Genomic DNA, 17,661 nt, shown 5'->3' with positions numbered 1-17,661 from the left:
TTTAATTGTGACTTTAACTTTAAATTAACTTAATAATAACATCTTTTTAACATGTAATTAATAAACTATATATCAAAGATATGACCATAATATTAATTTTAAGGATCAAGTTAATTTCTAATTTTTTAGTCAAAATTTTTAAAAATTTTAGGAGGGAAATTTTATGGAAATTAGCCGTAGAGAAGCAATTAAGGTTTTTGGTGCTACGCTTGCTACGCTTTTAATTAATCCATCAGTTTATGCTAATCAGATCGACCAAGTAGGAGAGACAATAAAATTTGAAAAAACTGATAAACCTGGAATAGTTTTTATTGTTGGTGATGGCATGCCTATATCAACTTTGACAGCTCTAAACAGTTTAAGAAGCAACGTGGGAAAAACTACTACTTTTTATAAAAAGTTTGGAGATCCAGATAATACAATCACCTATATGGGTACGGAATCACTAACAAGCGTAGTTACCGACTCTGCGCCTGCCAGTGCTGCGTGGGCGACAGGATCGAAGGGTGCAAACCATTTTCTAAGCGTTTTACCGAATGGTCAAGTGCTTAGAACAATAGGGGAACTTGCAAAAGAAAATGGTTATGAGGTTGGATTTGTTACTACAACGCGTGTTACTCATGCTACTCCAGCTGCATGGTATTCTCACAACAAAGATAGAGACGATGAGGCTAATATTGCTTTGGATGCTCTAGTTTTGAAACCTGATGTGCTTATGGGTGGTGGTTTAAAATACTTTAGCAAAGAGGTAAATCCAAAGTTGAAGAGCGACACTTTGTCTGATTTCAAAAAAGAAGGATATCAAATATTTACCACAAAAGATCAATTAAAAAATATAGACTATAGTAAGACAATTTTAGGACTTTTCAACAAATCACACATTGATTATTACCTTGATAGACTAAATGATAAAAATCTTGACAGTCAACCTTCTCTTGCTCTTATGAGCGCAGTTGCTCTCAAGAAGCTTCAACAATCAAAAAAGGGCTTTGTTTTACAGATTGAAGCTGGTAGAATTGATCATGCGAATCATGCAAATGACGCATATGGGGCTATGATGGATACAGCAGAGCTTGATCAAGTTTTAGATGTTGTTGATCAATATATTAAAAATAATCCAAAAACACTTGTTATTGTAACAAGTGATCATGGAACAGGCGGTTTTAACGTATTTGGAACTGGAGCAGATTATAATGACTCTACTGAGGCATTTTTAAAGTATAAGCAGGTAAAAGCAAGCATACCTTACATTGCTAAGAAAATTGACAATAAAAGTCCTAAAGAAGTTCAAGATATAGTTGAATATTATACAGGTTTTTATATAGATCCAGATGAAGCACAAATGATTATAGATTCAAGAAGTCCTGAATATAACGGTGTTACTGGAAATTATCTATATCGTGCTTACGAATCGTGTGCTCTTGGGGCTGTGCTTGCAAAATGTGCATATCAGGTATCAGAAGATGGAGATCAAAAAGGAAAAGCCTTGCTTCGTAGGGGTAATATTTATTTTGTTTCAACAACTCACACTGGTGAGGATCAGGTTGTGATGGCTTATGGTTATCGCTCTAGAGAACTCTTGCCATCAAGAAGGATTGAGAATACTGAACTTTATAACGTTATGTTGTCTTTTTTGAACATCAAAAGCTATAAAAACCCTACAATGTCAAAAGAAGAAGCAAGGTCTTATTTGCAAGCATACTATAAAGAATACTCATATGAAAAAATGGCAAGAAGTTTAAAACTACACGTTGTATAAATTGAAAATTAGGTGTTAAGCCTATATCTTAACTTTAATTTTCTATAACTAAGCCAGCGAAGTTTTTGCTGGCTTAGTTTTTTGAACTATTAAATTTATTAAAGAATGTCATATTTATTTAATTTTTTGATAATTTTATTGCTAAAAAATTTAAGAAAGAGGGGTTACACATGGACAGAAGAGATTTTTTTAAATTAATTGCAATCTTAGGGGCTTCGACCTTTGTGACAAAGGATTTAATATGGCCCCAAGATGAGAGCTTTGCTTCTACAAAAAGTATTAGCTTTAAAGATTGTTTGACGATGACTCCAGAAGAAATGGCTAAAAATTCAAATTTAGTTCAAAAATGCTGGAATTTTAATTTAGAACTTATTGATAAAGTTAAAGATTTAGAATTGAAAAACAAGCTAAAACAGGCATGGTTAAATCCTGTACCAACTTTTTACTATGACTACAACTCAAGCGAATTAGAAAAAATTAAAAATTTAATTATAGACAGAGGATTTGTAGAAAAAACCTGGGATTTTCCTAAGCCAATTAAAGAGTATTCCTCTTTAGCTTCTCCTGGAAGTGGGTATGAATCTCATCATTCTTATCCTGGTGGTCTTGTGGTTCATGTTGCTGAAAATTTGGGCAATGCAAAAGGGATCATAAAGAATTATGAATGGTGCTTTAAGGAAGGACTAGATAACGATGTAGTTATAGCTGCACAAGTTCTTCACGATCTTGAAAAGCCCTGGGTTTTTCAATGGTTAGATGAAGGTTCTTCCAGGCCAGAACTTCAATTCTGTAAGACTGGTGAACACCATATCTATAGTATTGCTGAAGCTATAAAGAGAGGTTTTGAGCCTAAAGTTGTAATTGCACAGGCTTGCGCTCATGAGCATCCTGGTAGTCATGAAGGAGAAAAGTTAGTGGCTACATGGATTCTTGCTGGATCAATTCTTGCAGGTATAGATCCTGTTAAGAATGGTTTTTTGGATTATGATAATGATGGTAATTTTACTCTTCCTAAACCATTTTATCCAGAATGGTTTATTACTCATCTTGGGGATCATGACTATGTTTTAACAGTATTTGCAGCCAAGTCTTCTATTAAACATCTTAGTGAAGTTGCTGTTTCTACTTATAACATTGAACCAAAAGGCAAAGAATTTAATATTTTAAGAAATTATTTATTTAGTGAAATTGGTCAAATGGGATTTTATTTTAATTATGTTAAAAGCGGCAAAGATAATATAAAAAAACTTATTACTAATATTGTGTCTGTTTGACTTCAATTAATATATCTAATTTTTAGCACTTGTAGTACAATCTAATTAAGTGAAATTGCTTTTAGATACAAATTTTTGTTAAAAGGAGGTGTAAATAATGAAACCTATTTTTTTTAGTTCGGCACAAAGCTACGAACCTCAAAAGGATTGGAAGCGCACAAGTCTTTGCAACGAAGAATCCATATCAATAGAACATTTTGTAAAGCCTCCACATCATTCTTCTCCAGAACACTTTCATCCTAGCGCTCAAATTTTAGTTGTGTTAAAGGGTAAAATGTCTGTAAAAAACCAGGATGGCGAAGTTGTACTATCGGAAAATGATTGCGTTTATATAGAACCAAACGAAATACACACTGTTGTAAACGTATTAGATGAACCTTCAATAGGCCTTGATATTTTTGTTCCTGGCAGAGATTTTAGCTTTTGGCTTAATAAATTATAGATTTTAAAAAATTATTGAAATTACAATATTCTAAGTTAACAACATAGGTTGATTATTTGTATTATTAACTTCTTTTGTGGCCCCTCCTTATTTAAGTTAATGCATACTTAAATTAGATATTTCTTAAAAATTTGTATCACAGAAAAAATTCCATCGTTTGACAAAGTGAAAATAATATTGTTACAATATTCAAACAATTCTAACAATTTAAAAGGAGGAGAAAGATGTCCACAAATCACAATGGGGAGTTTTTTTATCCTTCTGAGGAGTTAAAATCCAAATTACATGTAAAAAACTATGATGAGATTTATCAGTATGCGGCAGAACATCCTGAATCGTTTTGGTCTGTAATTGCCTCAGAATTGAGTTGGTTTAAGCCCTGGGACAAAGTTTTGGAATGGGAGTATCCATTTGCAAGATGGTTTGTAGGTGGTAAAACCAATATTGCCTATAACGCGCTTGACAGACATGTAAACACCTGGAGAAGGAACAAATTGGCTCTCATATGGGAAGGAGAAAATGCCGAAGTAAGAACTTACACTTATCTTCAATTGCAGAGAGAAGTAAATAGGTTTGCTAACGTCTTAAAGGCTATGGGAGTTCAAAAGGGAGACAGGGTAAGCATATATTTGCCCAGGATTCCAGAACAGATGATTGCAATGCTTGCTGCTGCGAAAATTGGTGCTATTCATACTCTAGTTTATGCTGGTTTTAGCGTTGAGGCTTTGAGAGATAGAATCAACGATGCGGAATCTAAGATAGTAGTTACTGCTGATGGAGGATTTTATAACGGGAAAGTAGTGCCGCTAAAAAATATTGTCGATGAAGCAGTTTCTAAATGTCCGAGCATAATCTCTGTAATTGTGGTTAAGAGGACTGGTGCTGATGTGGACATGACTCCTGGAAGGGATTTGTGGTACCATGAATTAATGGCTTTGCCCATTGCTTCTCCAAAATGTGATGCAGAAGAAATGGATGCTACCGATCCTTTGTTTATACTGTATACATCAGGAACTACAGGAAAGCCAAAAGGGGTAGTTCATTCACACGGTGGATATATGGTAGGGACGTATATAACTACCAAGTGGGTTTTTGATATGAAAGAAGAGGATACACATTGGTGCACTGCTGATTCAGGATGGGTTACGGGGCACAGCTATGTAGTATATGGTCCTCTTCTCAACGGAGCTACAACTGTAATGTATGAAGGTGCACCAACTTACCCGCTGCCTGATAGATGGTGGTCTATAGTAGAAAGACATAACGTAACTATTTTTTATACTGCTCCTACTGCTATCAGGAGCCTCATGAGATATGGCTCTTCATGGGTAAATAGAAGAGATCTATCTACTTTGAGAATATTAGGTAGTGTAGGAGAGCCAATAAATCCTGAAGCATGGCTTTGGTTTTACAAAATAATAGGTCAGGAAAGGTGTCCAATAATGGATACTTGGTGGCAAACTGAGACCGGAATGCATATTATTACTCCTTTGCCTTGCACTCCGTTAAAGCCTGGATCAGCATCTAAACCATTTCCTGGTATTGTAGTAGACGTAGTAGATGAAGAAGGGGAAAGCGTGAAACCGGGCGAAGAAGGCTTTCTTGTCATTAAAACTCCATGGCCTGCCATGCTCCAAACAGTTTACAAAGATCCGGAAAGATATAAGCAACAATATTGGAGCAGATTTCCTGGAGTTTATTTTGCTGGAGACTCAGCTAAAAAAGACGAAGATGGCTACATATGGATTATTGGTAGGGTAGACGACGTAATAAAGGTTGCGGGATACAGGTTAGGTACTGCAGAAATAGAAAGTGCTTTGGTTTCCCATCCTGCTGTAGCTGAAGCTGCAGCTATAGGAAAACCTGACCCATTGAAAGGTAATATTATAAAAGTTTTTGTTATATTAAAGTTTGGTTATGAACCCTCAGAGAAGCTTGCTCAAGAATTGAAAAATCACGTAGGACATGAATTAGGTCCTATTGCAAAGCCAGCAGAGATTCAATTTGTGGAATCGTTGCCCAAAACAAGATCGGGCAAGATTATGAGAAGAGTTCTACGTGCTCAAGAGTTAGGTCAACCAGTTGGAGATCTGTCTACGTTAGAGGAATAAATTTAAAAAATATTTAATCGTTTTATAGAAAAGAAAGTCTAAAAGGCTTTCTTTTCTTTTTCTTTTTTAGTTTTTTGATTTTTAATTGGAGTTGTATTATAATTTAAAAAAATTTTGAGAGGTGGTTTTTGAATATAAGCGAAAAATGTCCTCTTTTTGCCATAAATAGAATTGTAGAAAATGATTTTCATACTTTGTGCGTTGAAGATGTATTGTTTTCTGGTAAGTCAAAGTTTCAGAAGGTTTTTATAGTAAAAAACCCCATATTTGGCAAGATTTTAATTTTAGATGACAAAATACAAAGTGCTCAGATCGATGAATTTATTTATCATGAAGCGCTTGTCCATCCTGCTATGGTTGTGCATCCTGAACCAAAGAAAGTGGCAATACTTGGAGGTGGAGAAGGAGCTACCTTAAGGGAAGTTTTAAAACACCCTTGTGTTAAGAGGGTTGACATGATTGAGCTAGACGATCTCGTAGTTGATATTAGCAAAAAATACTTACAAGAATGGTGCAGCGATTCCTTTGAGGATCAAAGAACGAATCTGATAATACAAGATGCAAAGAAGTATATTCTTGAACTGGATAGTGGTATACACTATGACGTAATAATAGTAGACTTAACTGATCCATTAGACGATAGCCCTGCAAAATTTTTGTTTACAAAGGAATTTATGAGCGTTTTAAAAAAAAGACTTTCAGAAAAGGGCATTTTAATCTATCAAGCTGCTTCAATTACTCCTTTTTTCGATAATGCCCATATAGCAGTAAATCATACTGCTAGTGAAGTTTTTAAAATTGTGAATTCATATAGCGCTCATGTACAATCTTTTGATGAAACATGGGGTTTTGTTTGGGCATCGGATTATTTTAGTCCTTTTGACGATCTTGATAAAATTGATAAAATCTTACTTGATAGAAATGTTGAGACGAGATTTTACGATAAAGAGACACATGTACACTGCTTTTCTTTGCCGAAATACCTTAGGAATCATTTAAAGGAGAAGAAAATTATTTTAAGCGATTCTTCGCCGCTACCAAAAAAGTTGATTAGGAGTTTAATTTAATGAAAAAAAGAGCAGTAATATTGGTTCTGGGTGAAGATAAAGTCGGTATTGTTTATAATATTGCGAAAGTTTTATATGAAAATAACATAAACATTGAAGATATAACCCAAAAGGTTCTTGATACTAAAATTTTTACTATGACAATGTTGGTAGATATGTCAAAATCTGAAATTTCTATGTCAGATTTGAGAAGAGAGCTTGAAAACGTTTCAAGACAGATCGATGTAAGAATTGATCTGCACCATGAAGACTTATTTTATTCTATGCATAGGATATAAGTAATGTTTAATTCAAATTTAAGTATAGATGAAATTTTAGAAACTTCGGAAATGCTATATGATCAAATGCTTGATATTAGAACGTTGACTTTGGGGATAAGTTTGCTAAACCCGGAGTTAAATTTAAAATCTACTAGTCAAATATGTAATTTTTTATCTGATTTGGGTAAAAAATTTGTTTCTGCAGCAAAAGAAGTAGAGGAAGAACTAGGGGTCAGTATTGTAAATAAAAGAATTAGTATAACTCCGATTACAGTTGCCCTTCCTAGAAGTGAGCCTGAATTTTACGTCGAATTAGCAAAAGAGATGGATCAAGCTCTGAAGGAAATAAATATTGATTTTTTGGGTGGTTTTTCAGCTTTTATAACTAAGGGCATGTCACCTCAAGATAAGGTTCTTTTTTCAGCTCTTCCAAAGATCTTATCATCTACTGAAAGAATTTGTGCTTCATGTGAAGCTGGAAACAGTAAATATGGTATTAACGTGTCATCAATTAAAGAGGTTTCTATAATGCTTAAAGAGACTTCATTGGCAACAAGCGAAAGAGATGGTGTTGGTTGTACTAAATTTGTAGTTTTTGCAAATGCTGTAAACGATAATCCTTTTATGGCGGGGGCTTTCCATGGTATAGGAGAAATCAATCATTCTATAAATGTTGGGATTTCAGGTCCTGGTGTGATTGAAAGCGTTGTAAAAAGAAATGAGAATTCTGATCTTTTGGAATTAGCAGAACATATCAAAAGGGCATCCTTTAAAATAACGAGATTAGGAGAATTGGTGGGAAAAAAGACTGCTAAGATTTTAAACATTAGATTTGGATCTGTTGATCTCTCTCTTGCTCCTACTCCAAGAGAAAATGATAGCGTAGCAAAGGTTTTGGAAGCTATTGGAGTGCCTATTGTAGGATTTCCCGGTACAACAGGTGCCCTTGCTATGTTAACAGATGCTGTTAAAAAGGGAGGTGCTATGGCATCTTCAAGAGTGGGAGGCTTAAGTGGAGCATTTATACCTGTAAGCGAAGATCTGGGAATGATAGATGCTGTTAAAAAGGGTTCTTTGTGTATAGAAAAATTAGAAGCCATGACCGCTGTTTGTTCTGTTGGTCTTGATATGATTGCTGTTCCGGGGACTACTAGCGTAGACACAATATCTTCTATAATTTTAGATGAGCTTTCTATAGGAGTTTTCACAAATAAGACTACTGGAGTGAGAATTATTCCTGTTCCAGGCAAAAAAGAAAATGATATGGCTTATTTCGGAGGTTTACTAGGCTATACTCCTATTTTATCAATAAAGAATGCTAAAAAATCAAAGCTTATTGAGCGTGGTGGCATAATACCAGCTCCAATAACATCTTTGAGAAATTAGATGAAAAGTGGATTTGTAATTTTTGTTGGCAAAACAAATGTCGGGAAAACATCCCTAATAAATTGTTTGTTAGGTGAAAAAATTGGTATTGTTTCAGACAAACCACAAACTACAAGATTTAGGACTTCTTTTATAGAAAGTACTGAAGAGTATCAAATAATTTATGTGGATTCTCCAGGAGTTCACAATGTGAAAAATTTGCTTCATGAAAGGTTGAACAAGAAAATTTTTGATTCACTTGACTCTTTTGAGATTATAGTACACGTAGTTAATCCAACAACAGTTTTTGATGATTTTGATATTGAGATCCAAAAGAAGATATTCAATAAAAGACCGAGATATTTGGTTGTAAATAAAATAGATCTGGTTGACGTTTCAAATTTAAATTTTGATAAATCAATCACGAGCTTTTATGATCGGTTTTTTTATACTTCTACTAGAAAATTTATTGGTATAAACGATCTTAAAAATGCTATTATTAGTGACTTAAGTGATGGACCTATGTGGTACCCAAAAGACATGAGAACTGATATGTCAAAAGAGATGCTTGTTTCAGAGATAATTAGAGAAAAGGTGCTAAACCTAGTAAGACAGGAAGTTCCTCATGGCGTATACGTTTTGATTGAGAAAATAAATGAAAAACAGAATTTAATTTACATTGAAGCCAATATTATTGTAGAAAAAGAATCTCACAAGCCGATTTTGATTGGGCATAAGGGTTCTATGATTAAGAATATTGGAATAGAATCTAGATTGGAAATTGAAAAAATTTTTGGCAAAAAATGTGTATTAAAGCTTTTTGTGAGCATAGAGAAAAATTGGCGGAACAAAGACTCTTTTTTAAGAAGGGTTGGCTTATGGTAATACTACTTACAAATGACGATGGAATTCGTTCATATGGAATAAGGGATCTATCTAAAATTTTATCCAAAAGACATGAAATTTATGTGGTAGCTCCAGAAAGAGAAAGATCTGCAGCTAGTCACTCGCTTACTCTTCACAAACCTCTTAGGGCTAAAGAAGTTGAAATTTATGGTGCAAGAGGAGCATGGGAAACAAATGGAACTCCTAGTGATTGTGTAAAACTTGCTATGTATGCACTTTTACCAAGGAAACCAGATTTGTTAATTTCTGGAATTAACAGAGGTGCAAATCTAGGAACCGACGTTCTATATTCGGGAACAGTAGCTGCTGCTATGGAAGGAGCTTTTTTAGGCATTCCGTCTATAGCTGTCTCACATGTAAGCTTTGAGAGGAAAAAGGACTATATAAACTCTTCAAATTTGACTTTAAAGTTTATAAACATAATTGAAAAGATTCTTGAACCTGGGATTATCTTTAATGTCAACATTCCTGACTGTTTAGAAAATGAGATAAAGGGTTTTAAACTTGTCTCTTTACAATTAAGAAACTATAAAAACTTAATTGAAACAAGAGTAGATCCAAAAGGCGAAAAGTACTACTGGCTTTATGGAATTCCAGATGAAACTATTTCAGATCATGATTCTGATATAAGTGCCATTAAAAAGAATTATGTATCTATTACGCCACTTCATTGGGATCTTACTAATTCAATTTTATTGGAAAGGATAAAGAAAATGGGCATCTTTTAAAATCTTTAAAATTGTTATACAATTTATCTAGAATATTAAGAATAGTTTGAAAAATAAAAAAAGGGGGTGAATGTCCTGGAAGAGCTTTTGTTTAAGATTAGAAAATTTGGATATTTTCTAAATACTTCAACTTCTATCGATTTTTTTACTATTGCTGCCTTTTTATCAGAAATGCTTGAAAGTTCAATTTATATAATTAGTAAGAATGGAAGCTTGTCTGGATATGCGATATTGCCAGGTTTTGAATGTCAGGCAAGAGATGAACTTATTATTAAAGCAAATAGAATGCCCGAATATCTTAACTCGAAGATGCTTTTATCTTCCGAACCTGTTATTAATCAAATACAAAAGGGAAGTGATTGCATCTTTCTTAATGGAGTTTCGTGTATGTATTGTAATAAATTTTATACGTGGATACCTGTTGTATCTCATACTGAAAGATTAGGAACTTTGCTTGCTTCAAGGTTTGCAAAGGAATTTTCTACAGAAGATATAATTATTCTTGAGCATGCATCTGCAGTAATTGGTATGGAAAAGATAAGGCTTTCAAGCAAGGAAAGGGAAGAAGAAGTTAGGAAAAAGACGACAGTTCAAGTAGCGCTAGCTTCTCTTTCTTTATCTGAAAGAGAAGCTGTAGAATCAGTTATGTCTGAACTAAAAGATCAAAATGAAGGAGTTCTCGTAACTAGTAAAATTGCAAAAAATTCAGGCATTACGAGATCGGTTATAGTTAATGCTCTTAAGAAAATCGAGAGCGCTGGAGTTATAGACGTTCATTCGCTTGGGATGCGAGGTACCTATATAAAAGTAGTAAATAATTATCTTAGAGAGGAGTTGAACAGTGGAGTTAAGCATACTCACATTCGAGAAATACTTAAAAAAAGTTTGTTATCTTAGCTTACTTTCATTTATTTTACTTATTTTTAACGTTAATTTTGCTTTTGCACAAAGCACAAATATGCCAGATAAAGTAACTCAAATAGAAGTTGCTTTATATGGCTCTATTTCTAGTGGATCCTTAACTGATAGGATTTCTAATTTGGAATATACAATTTGGGGGCAAAGGGATTATTCAGATTCTTTGGACGACAGGTTAAACAGAATTTATAATGCTGTTTTTGAATCTACAGATCAAAAAGCTGGTATAGCCCTTGACGTGAATGCTCTTGAATACGCTTATTCAAAAGAAGTAAGTTCTGGACCTATCCTCGATAGAATTTCTAACCTTGAAAAGAAAATTTATGGCACTATATATGACTCATACAGCTTGATGGACAGATTAAACAGACTAAATAATACTTTACTGGGTGGTAAGGTAAATCAGGTTAACGTTTCTGTAGATGCAGGTAAGCTTATAAGATTTAGGATTCTAAAAACAATAAGTAGTAAAGATAGTGTAGCAGGAGATATAGTACCCTTAGCTGTAGACGAAAACGTCACCGAAAAGGGTGCGATAATTATACCGAAAGGTTCTTACGGCGAATTAAGGATTGTAGAAGCTGAAAGAGCAAAGCATTATCTTGGCTCAGATGGAAAACTCCAGATTGAGTTTAGATTTGTAACGTGCGCTGACGGAATTAATAGGCCTTTGGTTATCTCTAAGGAAGCAATAGAAAAAAATAAGAGTCTACCCTTGACTGTAGGAGTGTCTACTGCAGGACTTATCATACTTGGACCTGTGGGTTTGATTACCGGATTTTTTGTTCCTGGAAGAGATGTTGAAATTCAAAAGGATACCCTTTTTTATGCAAGCTTGAAAAACGATTCTCAAATTTGGGGATTTTTGCCAGGTAACAAAAACGTAAATGCAAATCAATAATGTTTTAAACATATTATTTAAAAAGAGGGACAAAGAAAATTTGTCCAGGGAAGAAATTAATTTCTTTATAAAATCTGTAAAGGATAATACTGTTGATGACTCTCAAATTGCTGCATTTCTTATGGCTTGTTTTATAAATGGCCTGAATGATGAAGAGACACTTTTTCTAACCCAGGCACTTGCAAGTTCTGGGAGTGTGCTGTCCTGGGGTGAGGCTTTGAGTGTAGATAAACATAGCACTGGTGGCGTCGGAGACAAAACTACTATTGCACTGTTGCCAGTACTTTGTGCTTATGGTTTTCTTGTTCCTAAAATGGCTGGTAGAAGGCTTAGCCATACTGGTGGCACAATAGAAAAAATAGAGCTGATCCCCGGTTATAATGTAAATTTGTCAATTTCGGATTTTGTTAGACAGGTTGAACGAATTGGAATAGGGTTAATTTCTCAAACTAAAGAAATAGCTCCAGCAGAGGGTGTTTTTTATAAGATTAGAAATCATACAGGCACAGTTGAATCAAGCCAATTAATTCTAAGTAGCATAGCAAGCAAAAAGTTAGCTATGGGTTCTAACTTTATAATTTTTGATATTAAGTCAGGTAATGGTTCATTATTTTCGAGTTATATTGAATCTTTGGAGTTTGCAAAAAATATTTGTGACGTGATGAGAAAATTTAACAAAAAGGTATCATATATTATCTCAGACATGAGCCAACCATTGGGTAAATGTGTAGGTAATAGGCTTGAACTCTGGGAAGCATTAAGTTTTTTACACAATAGAAAACCATATCCTCTTGACAAGCTAATATTTAATATATTTTCTAATTCATACAAGGCTTACTTTGGATTAACACCTGAAGAAAAAATTAAAAAAATTTATGACAAACTTTTTGAAGAAGGTAAAACTGTTCAAAAGGCTATTGAATGGATAAAAAATCAGGGAGGCGATCCTAAATACGTTGAAAATCCTAATTATTTGTTGAATGGCCTTGATAAGATTGAGGTTCTAGCAGCTGAAACTGGTTATGTTCAAAACATGAACGTGAAGAAAATTGGTTGGTTAGGTCATTATTTGTCTGATAATGTTGATGGAGGAATTGTTTTTAATGTTTCAATAGGTGATAGGATTGAAAAAAAAGATGTTCTGGCGAATATTTATGCAAGAGATATTAGCAAGATAAAAGACATTAGCCTTGCTAGTTATATAGATATTAAGGACTTTGTCTGTGAAAAGAAAGAGTTAATATTGGATTCAAAGATTTTATGAAAAAAGGGCTTATTTTTACTCACAACAATTCAGATTTTGATGGAATTGCTTCGGCTTTTATGTTGCAAAAGATCTTTAATGCAAAAGTAGTAATGCCTGAAAGAGTTGAATTTCAGGTTGAAGCTTTTTTACACTTATACGAGTACATATTTCCTTTTGTTAAGTTTGAAGATGTTAATTTCGAAGAAATAGATTTTTTGGTTTTTGCAGACACATCAAGTCCTCAAAGAATAGGATCCTTTTATGGATCATTGCCGAAAGATAAAGAATTAGAGGTGTATATTTTCGATCATCATACTCTTGGATATTTTCCTCCTAATTTTAGAATTATGAGATATCCAGATACTAGCGTAGGTTCATCTGTAACTCTGGTTTGGGAAGAAATAAAAAAAAGAGGCATAAAATATTCTGAGATAGAAGCTACTCTAATGCTTTTGGGCGTTTATGAAGATACAGGCAGACTATTGTATACTTCTACTACTTATAGGGATGCAAGTGCAGTTGCAGATCTGATAAAAAATGGTGCAAACTTAATGGTGGTATCTAGATTTTTGGAATCTGGAATGAACCCATATCAGAGACAATTGCTTGAGTTCTTTTTAGATAATAGTTCAAAGGATTTTTATAATGGAGTTGAATACGTTTTGACGTATGCTGAATTAGATACAGAAGTTGAAGATGCAGCTCTAGTAGTTCATAAACTTAGGGATCTAATAGAATGTGAAAACGTGTTTGCAGTCCTTAAAGTAAAGGACACAATACACTTAATAGCACGAGGATTGGGTGATTATTTAAATGTCAGAAAGGTCCTGGAAAATTTTGGTGGTGGAGGACATAATGAGGCTGCTGCTGCTACTTTTAGGCTGAAAGAAGATTTTTCTGACTTTTTAGATAGGCTTAGAAGCGCTATTCAAAAGGAATGTAAGCCTAAAGTAAGAGTTAAAGATGTGATGACTTCTCCTGTTAGGGTACTTTCTCCTGAAACATCTGTTGAAGAGGCTAGAAAGATTTTGTTAAGGTATGGTCATTCTGGCGTTCCAATTTTAAAGGGTGATGAAATAGTGGGTGTTCTCTCTAGAAAGGACATTGATAAGGCTACCCAGCACAGACTAGGACAAATAGAAGTACAAAAGATAATGTCGAGGAACGTAATTACGATTAATCAAGATGCATCTCTCGATGAGGCACAAAAGCTGATGATTGAAAAAGAAATAGGCAGACTACCTGTAGTAAATGAAAAAAATAAGTTAGTTGGTCTTATAACAAGAACAGATATTTTAAGAGTCTGGCATGGTATAAACATAAAAAAAACTAAAGAACTCTCAACTAAAAGAGTTATCTTGGATTTGAATATTAGATTGGATCAAAAGATAAGAGATTATTTAGAAATTGTTTCTGACGTTTCTGATAAACTTTCTTTGAAATCATTTTTAGTAGGCGGGTGTGTGAGAGATCTACTGTTGAACATACACTCTAATGATATGGATATAGTTGTAGAAGGGGATGCGATAAAACTTGCCCAGGAGGTTAATAAATATATTAATGGTGAATTTTTTTCTTATGAAAAGTTTAGAACAGCAACCATAAAGAATAAAGAAATAAAATTTGACTTTGCTTCTGCAAGAACAGAATTTTATAGTTGCCCTGCTGCAAAACCACTGATAGAGTATTCAGACTTACATAACGATATGTATAGAAGGGATTTTTCTATCAATACTCTTGCAATTTCTTTGAATAGCGATTCTTATGGTAAAATGATCGACTTTTTTGGTGGATATGAGGACATAAAACTTAAAAGAATTAGAGTTTTGCATCCTTTAAGTTATGTAGAAGATCCCACCAGGATTATAAGAGCTATAAGATTTGAATTTCAACTTGGATTTAAGATTGATAAAGCAGACGAGGAACTTATTAAAAATGCTATGGAATTAAAACTTTTTAATGTAATATCTTTTGATGTCTTAAAGGAAGAATTAAAATTGATGTTCTCACATGGATCTTGCCCAGGTTTAATTATAATGCGCATGAAAGAATTAAATGTTTTTAAACTGATCCATCCTAAAGTGTCTTTTAATTTTAGTCTAGATAGACTTAGAGAATATTTTGCTTGTCTTAAATCTGAGGGTTTTGGGAGCTATTTGAAGGAGTGGTGGTTTTTATGTATCTTACCAATAATATATAATATACTTAAGTCTGAGGATAGATTTTTCAAGAGAAAGTGGAAATTTACAAAAAAAGAGGTTTTGTATATTGAAAAGTTAAAGAAATTTTTATTAAAGTTTTCGAGGAAAAGGAATCAAAATATTTTTAAAGACTTTGAACTTTTTGAAACGTTAGAGGGAATTCCTGTTGAGATTATTTGCTTTTTAAAAATTTTAGAGGAAAAACCTTTAAATGACTATGTTATATGGTTTGAAAAAAATAGAGGTGTTTTCAAGCCTTTGATTACAGGAGAAGAACTTTCAAATAGGAGCGATATTAGACCAGCTTTTATTGGCGAGATACTTAGAAATTTAAAGAAAGAGAGGTTTTTGGGCAATATTAGTACATATGAAGATGAATTAAAATTTGTAAATAAATTTATATCTGAAAAGGGTTGAGGTGATCTATGTTTGATATTGTTGGGTTGGTTTTAGCTATACCCGCTGTAATCATAGCATTAACTGTTCATGAATTTGCTCATGCGTATACTGCTTATAAATATGGTGACTATACGCCAAAAGCCAATGGGAGATTGACACTCAATCCTTTAGCTCATATTGATCCGTTAGGTTTTATAGCTTTACTACTTATTAAATTTGGTTGGGCTAAACCAGTGCCTGTTAATTATATTATTTTATCGAGGAAAAAGGGCGCAATAGAGATGACTGCTTTAGCGGGTTCTTTGGCTAACTTTGGGACGGCTTTAGTTGCTGCTAGAATTTTAGTTGTTTTTTATCAATTTATTTCTGTTTACGATCCTCTTGTAGCCTTTTTTCAGTTACTTATTTTCTTAAATATAAGTTTGGGAGTTTTCAATTTGATACCAATACCCCCTCTTGACGGTTATACAGTTTTTAGGAAGTTTTTTCCATATGAGTTAAGACGTACGATTGAGATGTATGAATATTATGGACAATTTGTGCTTATAATCTTTCTTTTGCTTGGTGGAGCGAATATTTTGATACCAATAGTGCAATTTATATTTAATTTAATGGTTTTTGCATAAACTTGAAGAAGTTCTTTCTTGATGTAAGGAGATTTATTTATACCCTTTTTTGTATTTTCAAAGAACCATCTTACGATATTATCTTAGAGGAATTAAACGAGAAAGAGATTAATTTGTTTTTTTCTATGCCCAAAGAAGATAGGATTCATTCTCTTCTTTTGTTAAAGGATTATAAGCCTGATACTAATGATGAAGAATTAATTTATACCCAAAAAAGAGTTATAATTTTTCATGATATTGGAAAAAAATTTGAAAAACCTTCTCTAATAAGAAGAGTTTTTAAGTCTTTAAGCTTTACCTTTTTTAAAAAAGACAGTTCATATTTTGATCACGCTTTGATAGGCTCAAATATATTAAAAACGGAAGGATTTTCTGATGAAGTAGTAAATATGGTCAGAAAGCATCACACTAAATCAGAAGATGTAATGTTTTTAAAAAAGTTGGAAGGATAGAAGAGGAGGTTTTATTTTGAAAGAAGCAATTTTTAGTGGTATGAGACCTACAGGAAGTTTGCACATAGGTCATTATTTGGGAGTTTTAGAGAACTGGAAAATTTTGCAGGAAAATTATAAATGTTTTTTTGGTATTGTGGACTGGCATGCTTTGACTACGAAATGGCAAGATTCAGCTGATCTAAAGGCTTATATTGAAGAAATGCTTGCAGAATGGTTATCTTGTGGAATTGATCCAAAAAAGTCTACTATTATATTGCAGTCTTTGGTTCCTGAGCACGTTCATTTGCATATGGTACTTTCGATGTTAACTCCTGTTTCGTGGCTTGAGAGAAACCCTACAGTAAAAGAACAGGCAAGAGAACTGGGCATTGAGGAACAGCTTACATATGGACATCTTGGATATCCAGTTTTGATGGCGGCTGATATATTGATTTATAAATCAAAAAAGGTACCTGTTGGTATAGACCAAGTTCCGCATCTTGAGATGACAAGAGAAATTGCAAGAAGATTTAACTTTCATTATAAGGAAATATTCCCTGAACCAGAAGCCTTATTGGCTGAATTTCCAAAATTATTAGGTGTAGATGGCAGAAAGATGAGCAAATCTTACAATAATGCTATATACTTAAAAGATGATGAAAAGAGCGTAAACGAAAAAGTAGCTTCGATGATTACAGACCCAGAAAGAATCAAAAAAACTGATCCAGGGCATCCTGACGTTTGTAATGTTTTTTCTTATTATGGAGTTTTGTTTAAATCAGAACTTTTTCAAGTAAGAGAAAGATGCGAAAAGGCTCAGATTGGCTGTGTAGATTGTAAGAAACAGCTAGCAAAGAAAATAAATGAGATATTAGAACCAATAAGAAGCCAAAGAAATTATTATTTATCACATAAAGATATGCTTTGGGATATATTGAAGTCAGGATCTAACAGCGCATCTAGTTATTGCAAAAACACAATTAGAGAAGTTTACGAAGCTATGAAATTAAATTACCCAATATAA

General features: G+C 33.5%; 16 protein-coding genes. All 16 read left to right on the top strand.

The annotated features are described in order from the left end of the window. The first annotated feature begins 163 nt into the window (after positions 1-163). Positions 164-1,759 (top strand): alkaline phosphatase, encoded by a 1,596-nt coding sequence (locus THENA_RS09700; protein ID WP_013756599.1) that lies wholly within the window; start codon positions 164-166, stop codon positions 1,757-1,759. A gap of 170 nt (positions 1,760-1,929) precedes the next feature. Beyond that, complete coding sequence (locus tag THENA_RS06455) at positions 1,930-3,033, top strand: hypothetical protein (protein ID WP_013756598.1); 1,104 nt, start codon at positions 1,930-1,932, stop codon at positions 3,031-3,033. 97 nt (positions 3,034-3,130) lie between these two features. Continuing rightward, complete coding sequence (locus THENA_RS06450) at positions 3,131-3,475, top strand: cupin domain-containing protein (protein ID WP_013756597.1); 345 nt, start codon at positions 3,131-3,133, stop codon at positions 3,473-3,475. Between the two features lie 224 nt (positions 3,476-3,699). Next, positions 3,700-5,586 carry an acetate--CoA ligase gene (gene acs / locus THENA_RS06445; protein WP_013756596.1) on the top strand — a complete coding sequence of 629 codons (1,887 nt, stop codon included), beginning with the start codon at positions 3,700-3,702 and terminating at the stop codon, positions 5,584-5,586. 128 nt (positions 5,587-5,714) lie between these two features. Continuing rightward, positions 5,715-6,653: a polyamine aminopropyltransferase gene (gene speE / locus THENA_RS06440; protein ID WP_013756595.1), complete on the top strand. Its 939-nt coding sequence runs from the start codon at positions 5,715-5,717 to the stop codon at positions 6,651-6,653. Then, entirely contained in the window at positions 6,653-6,931 is a 279-nt protein-coding gene (locus THENA_RS06435) for an ACT domain-containing protein (RefSeq protein WP_013756594.1), read from the top strand. Before speE ends, THENA_RS06435 begins: the two co-directional genes overlap by 1 nt. Positions 6,932-6,934: 3 nt before the next feature. Further along, a complete protein-coding gene (locus THENA_RS06430; protein ID WP_013756593.1) occupies positions 6,935-8,299 on the top strand; it encodes a PFL family protein in 1,365 nt (454 codons plus the stop codon). Beyond that, the gene (era, locus tag THENA_RS06425) at positions 8,300-9,163 is read left to right on the top strand and encodes a GTPase Era (protein ID WP_013756592.1); all 864 of its coding nucleotides are present in this window, start codon (positions 8,300-8,302) and stop codon (positions 9,161-9,163) included. Further along, positions 9,157-9,912, top strand: coding sequence for a 5'/3'-nucleotidase SurE (surE, locus tag THENA_RS06420; protein WP_013756591.1), 756 nt, complete (start codon positions 9,157-9,159; stop codon positions 9,910-9,912). The genes era and surE overlap by 7 nt, the downstream gene beginning before the upstream one ends. Before the next feature lie 87 nt (positions 9,913-9,999). Beyond that, positions 10,000-10,809 (top strand): GTP-sensing pleiotropic transcriptional regulator CodY, encoded by an 810-nt coding sequence (gene codY / locus THENA_RS06415; RefSeq protein ID WP_052296064.1) that lies wholly within the window; start codon positions 10,000-10,002, stop codon positions 10,807-10,809. Next, positions 10,754-11,731 carry a hypothetical protein gene (locus tag THENA_RS06410; RefSeq protein WP_013756589.1) on the top strand — a complete coding sequence of 326 codons (978 nt, stop codon included), beginning with the start codon at positions 10,754-10,756 and terminating at the stop codon, positions 11,729-11,731. Before codY ends, THENA_RS06410 begins: the two co-directional genes overlap by 56 nt. Further along, the gene (locus THENA_RS06405; RefSeq protein ID WP_013756588.1) at positions 11,718-12,995 is read left to right on the top strand and encodes a thymidine phosphorylase; all 1,278 of its coding nucleotides are present in this window, start codon (positions 11,718-11,720) and stop codon (positions 12,993-12,995) included. Before THENA_RS06410 ends, THENA_RS06405 begins: the two co-directional genes overlap by 14 nt. Beyond that, a complete protein-coding gene (locus tag THENA_RS06400) occupies positions 12,992-15,595 on the top strand; it encodes a CBS domain-containing protein (RefSeq protein WP_013756587.1) in 2,604 nt (867 codons plus the stop codon). The genes THENA_RS06405 and THENA_RS06400 overlap by 4 nt, the downstream gene beginning before the upstream one ends. Positions 15,596-15,603: 8 nt before the next feature. Further along, the gene (locus tag THENA_RS06395; protein WP_013756586.1) at positions 15,604-16,203 is read left to right on the top strand and encodes a site-2 protease family protein; all 600 of its coding nucleotides are present in this window, start codon (positions 15,604-15,606) and stop codon (positions 16,201-16,203) included. Between the two features lie 2 nt (positions 16,204-16,205). Then, entirely contained in the window at positions 16,206-16,655 is a 450-nt protein-coding gene (locus THENA_RS06390) for an HD domain-containing protein (protein ID WP_013756585.1), read from the top strand. A 16-nt stretch (positions 16,656-16,671) separates the two neighbouring features. Then, a complete protein-coding gene (gene trpS, locus THENA_RS06385) occupies positions 16,672-17,661 on the top strand; it encodes a tryptophan--tRNA ligase (protein WP_013756584.1) in 990 nt (329 codons plus the stop codon).

This window comes from Thermodesulfobium narugense DSM 14796 (assembly GCF_000212395.1).
Classification (GTDB): Bacteria; Thermodesulfobiota; Thermodesulfobiia; order Thermodesulfobiales; family Thermodesulfobiaceae; genus Thermodesulfobium; species Thermodesulfobium narugense.
Note: the sequence above shows the minus strand (reverse complement) of the source record. Positions and strands in the feature narration are given on the sequence as shown.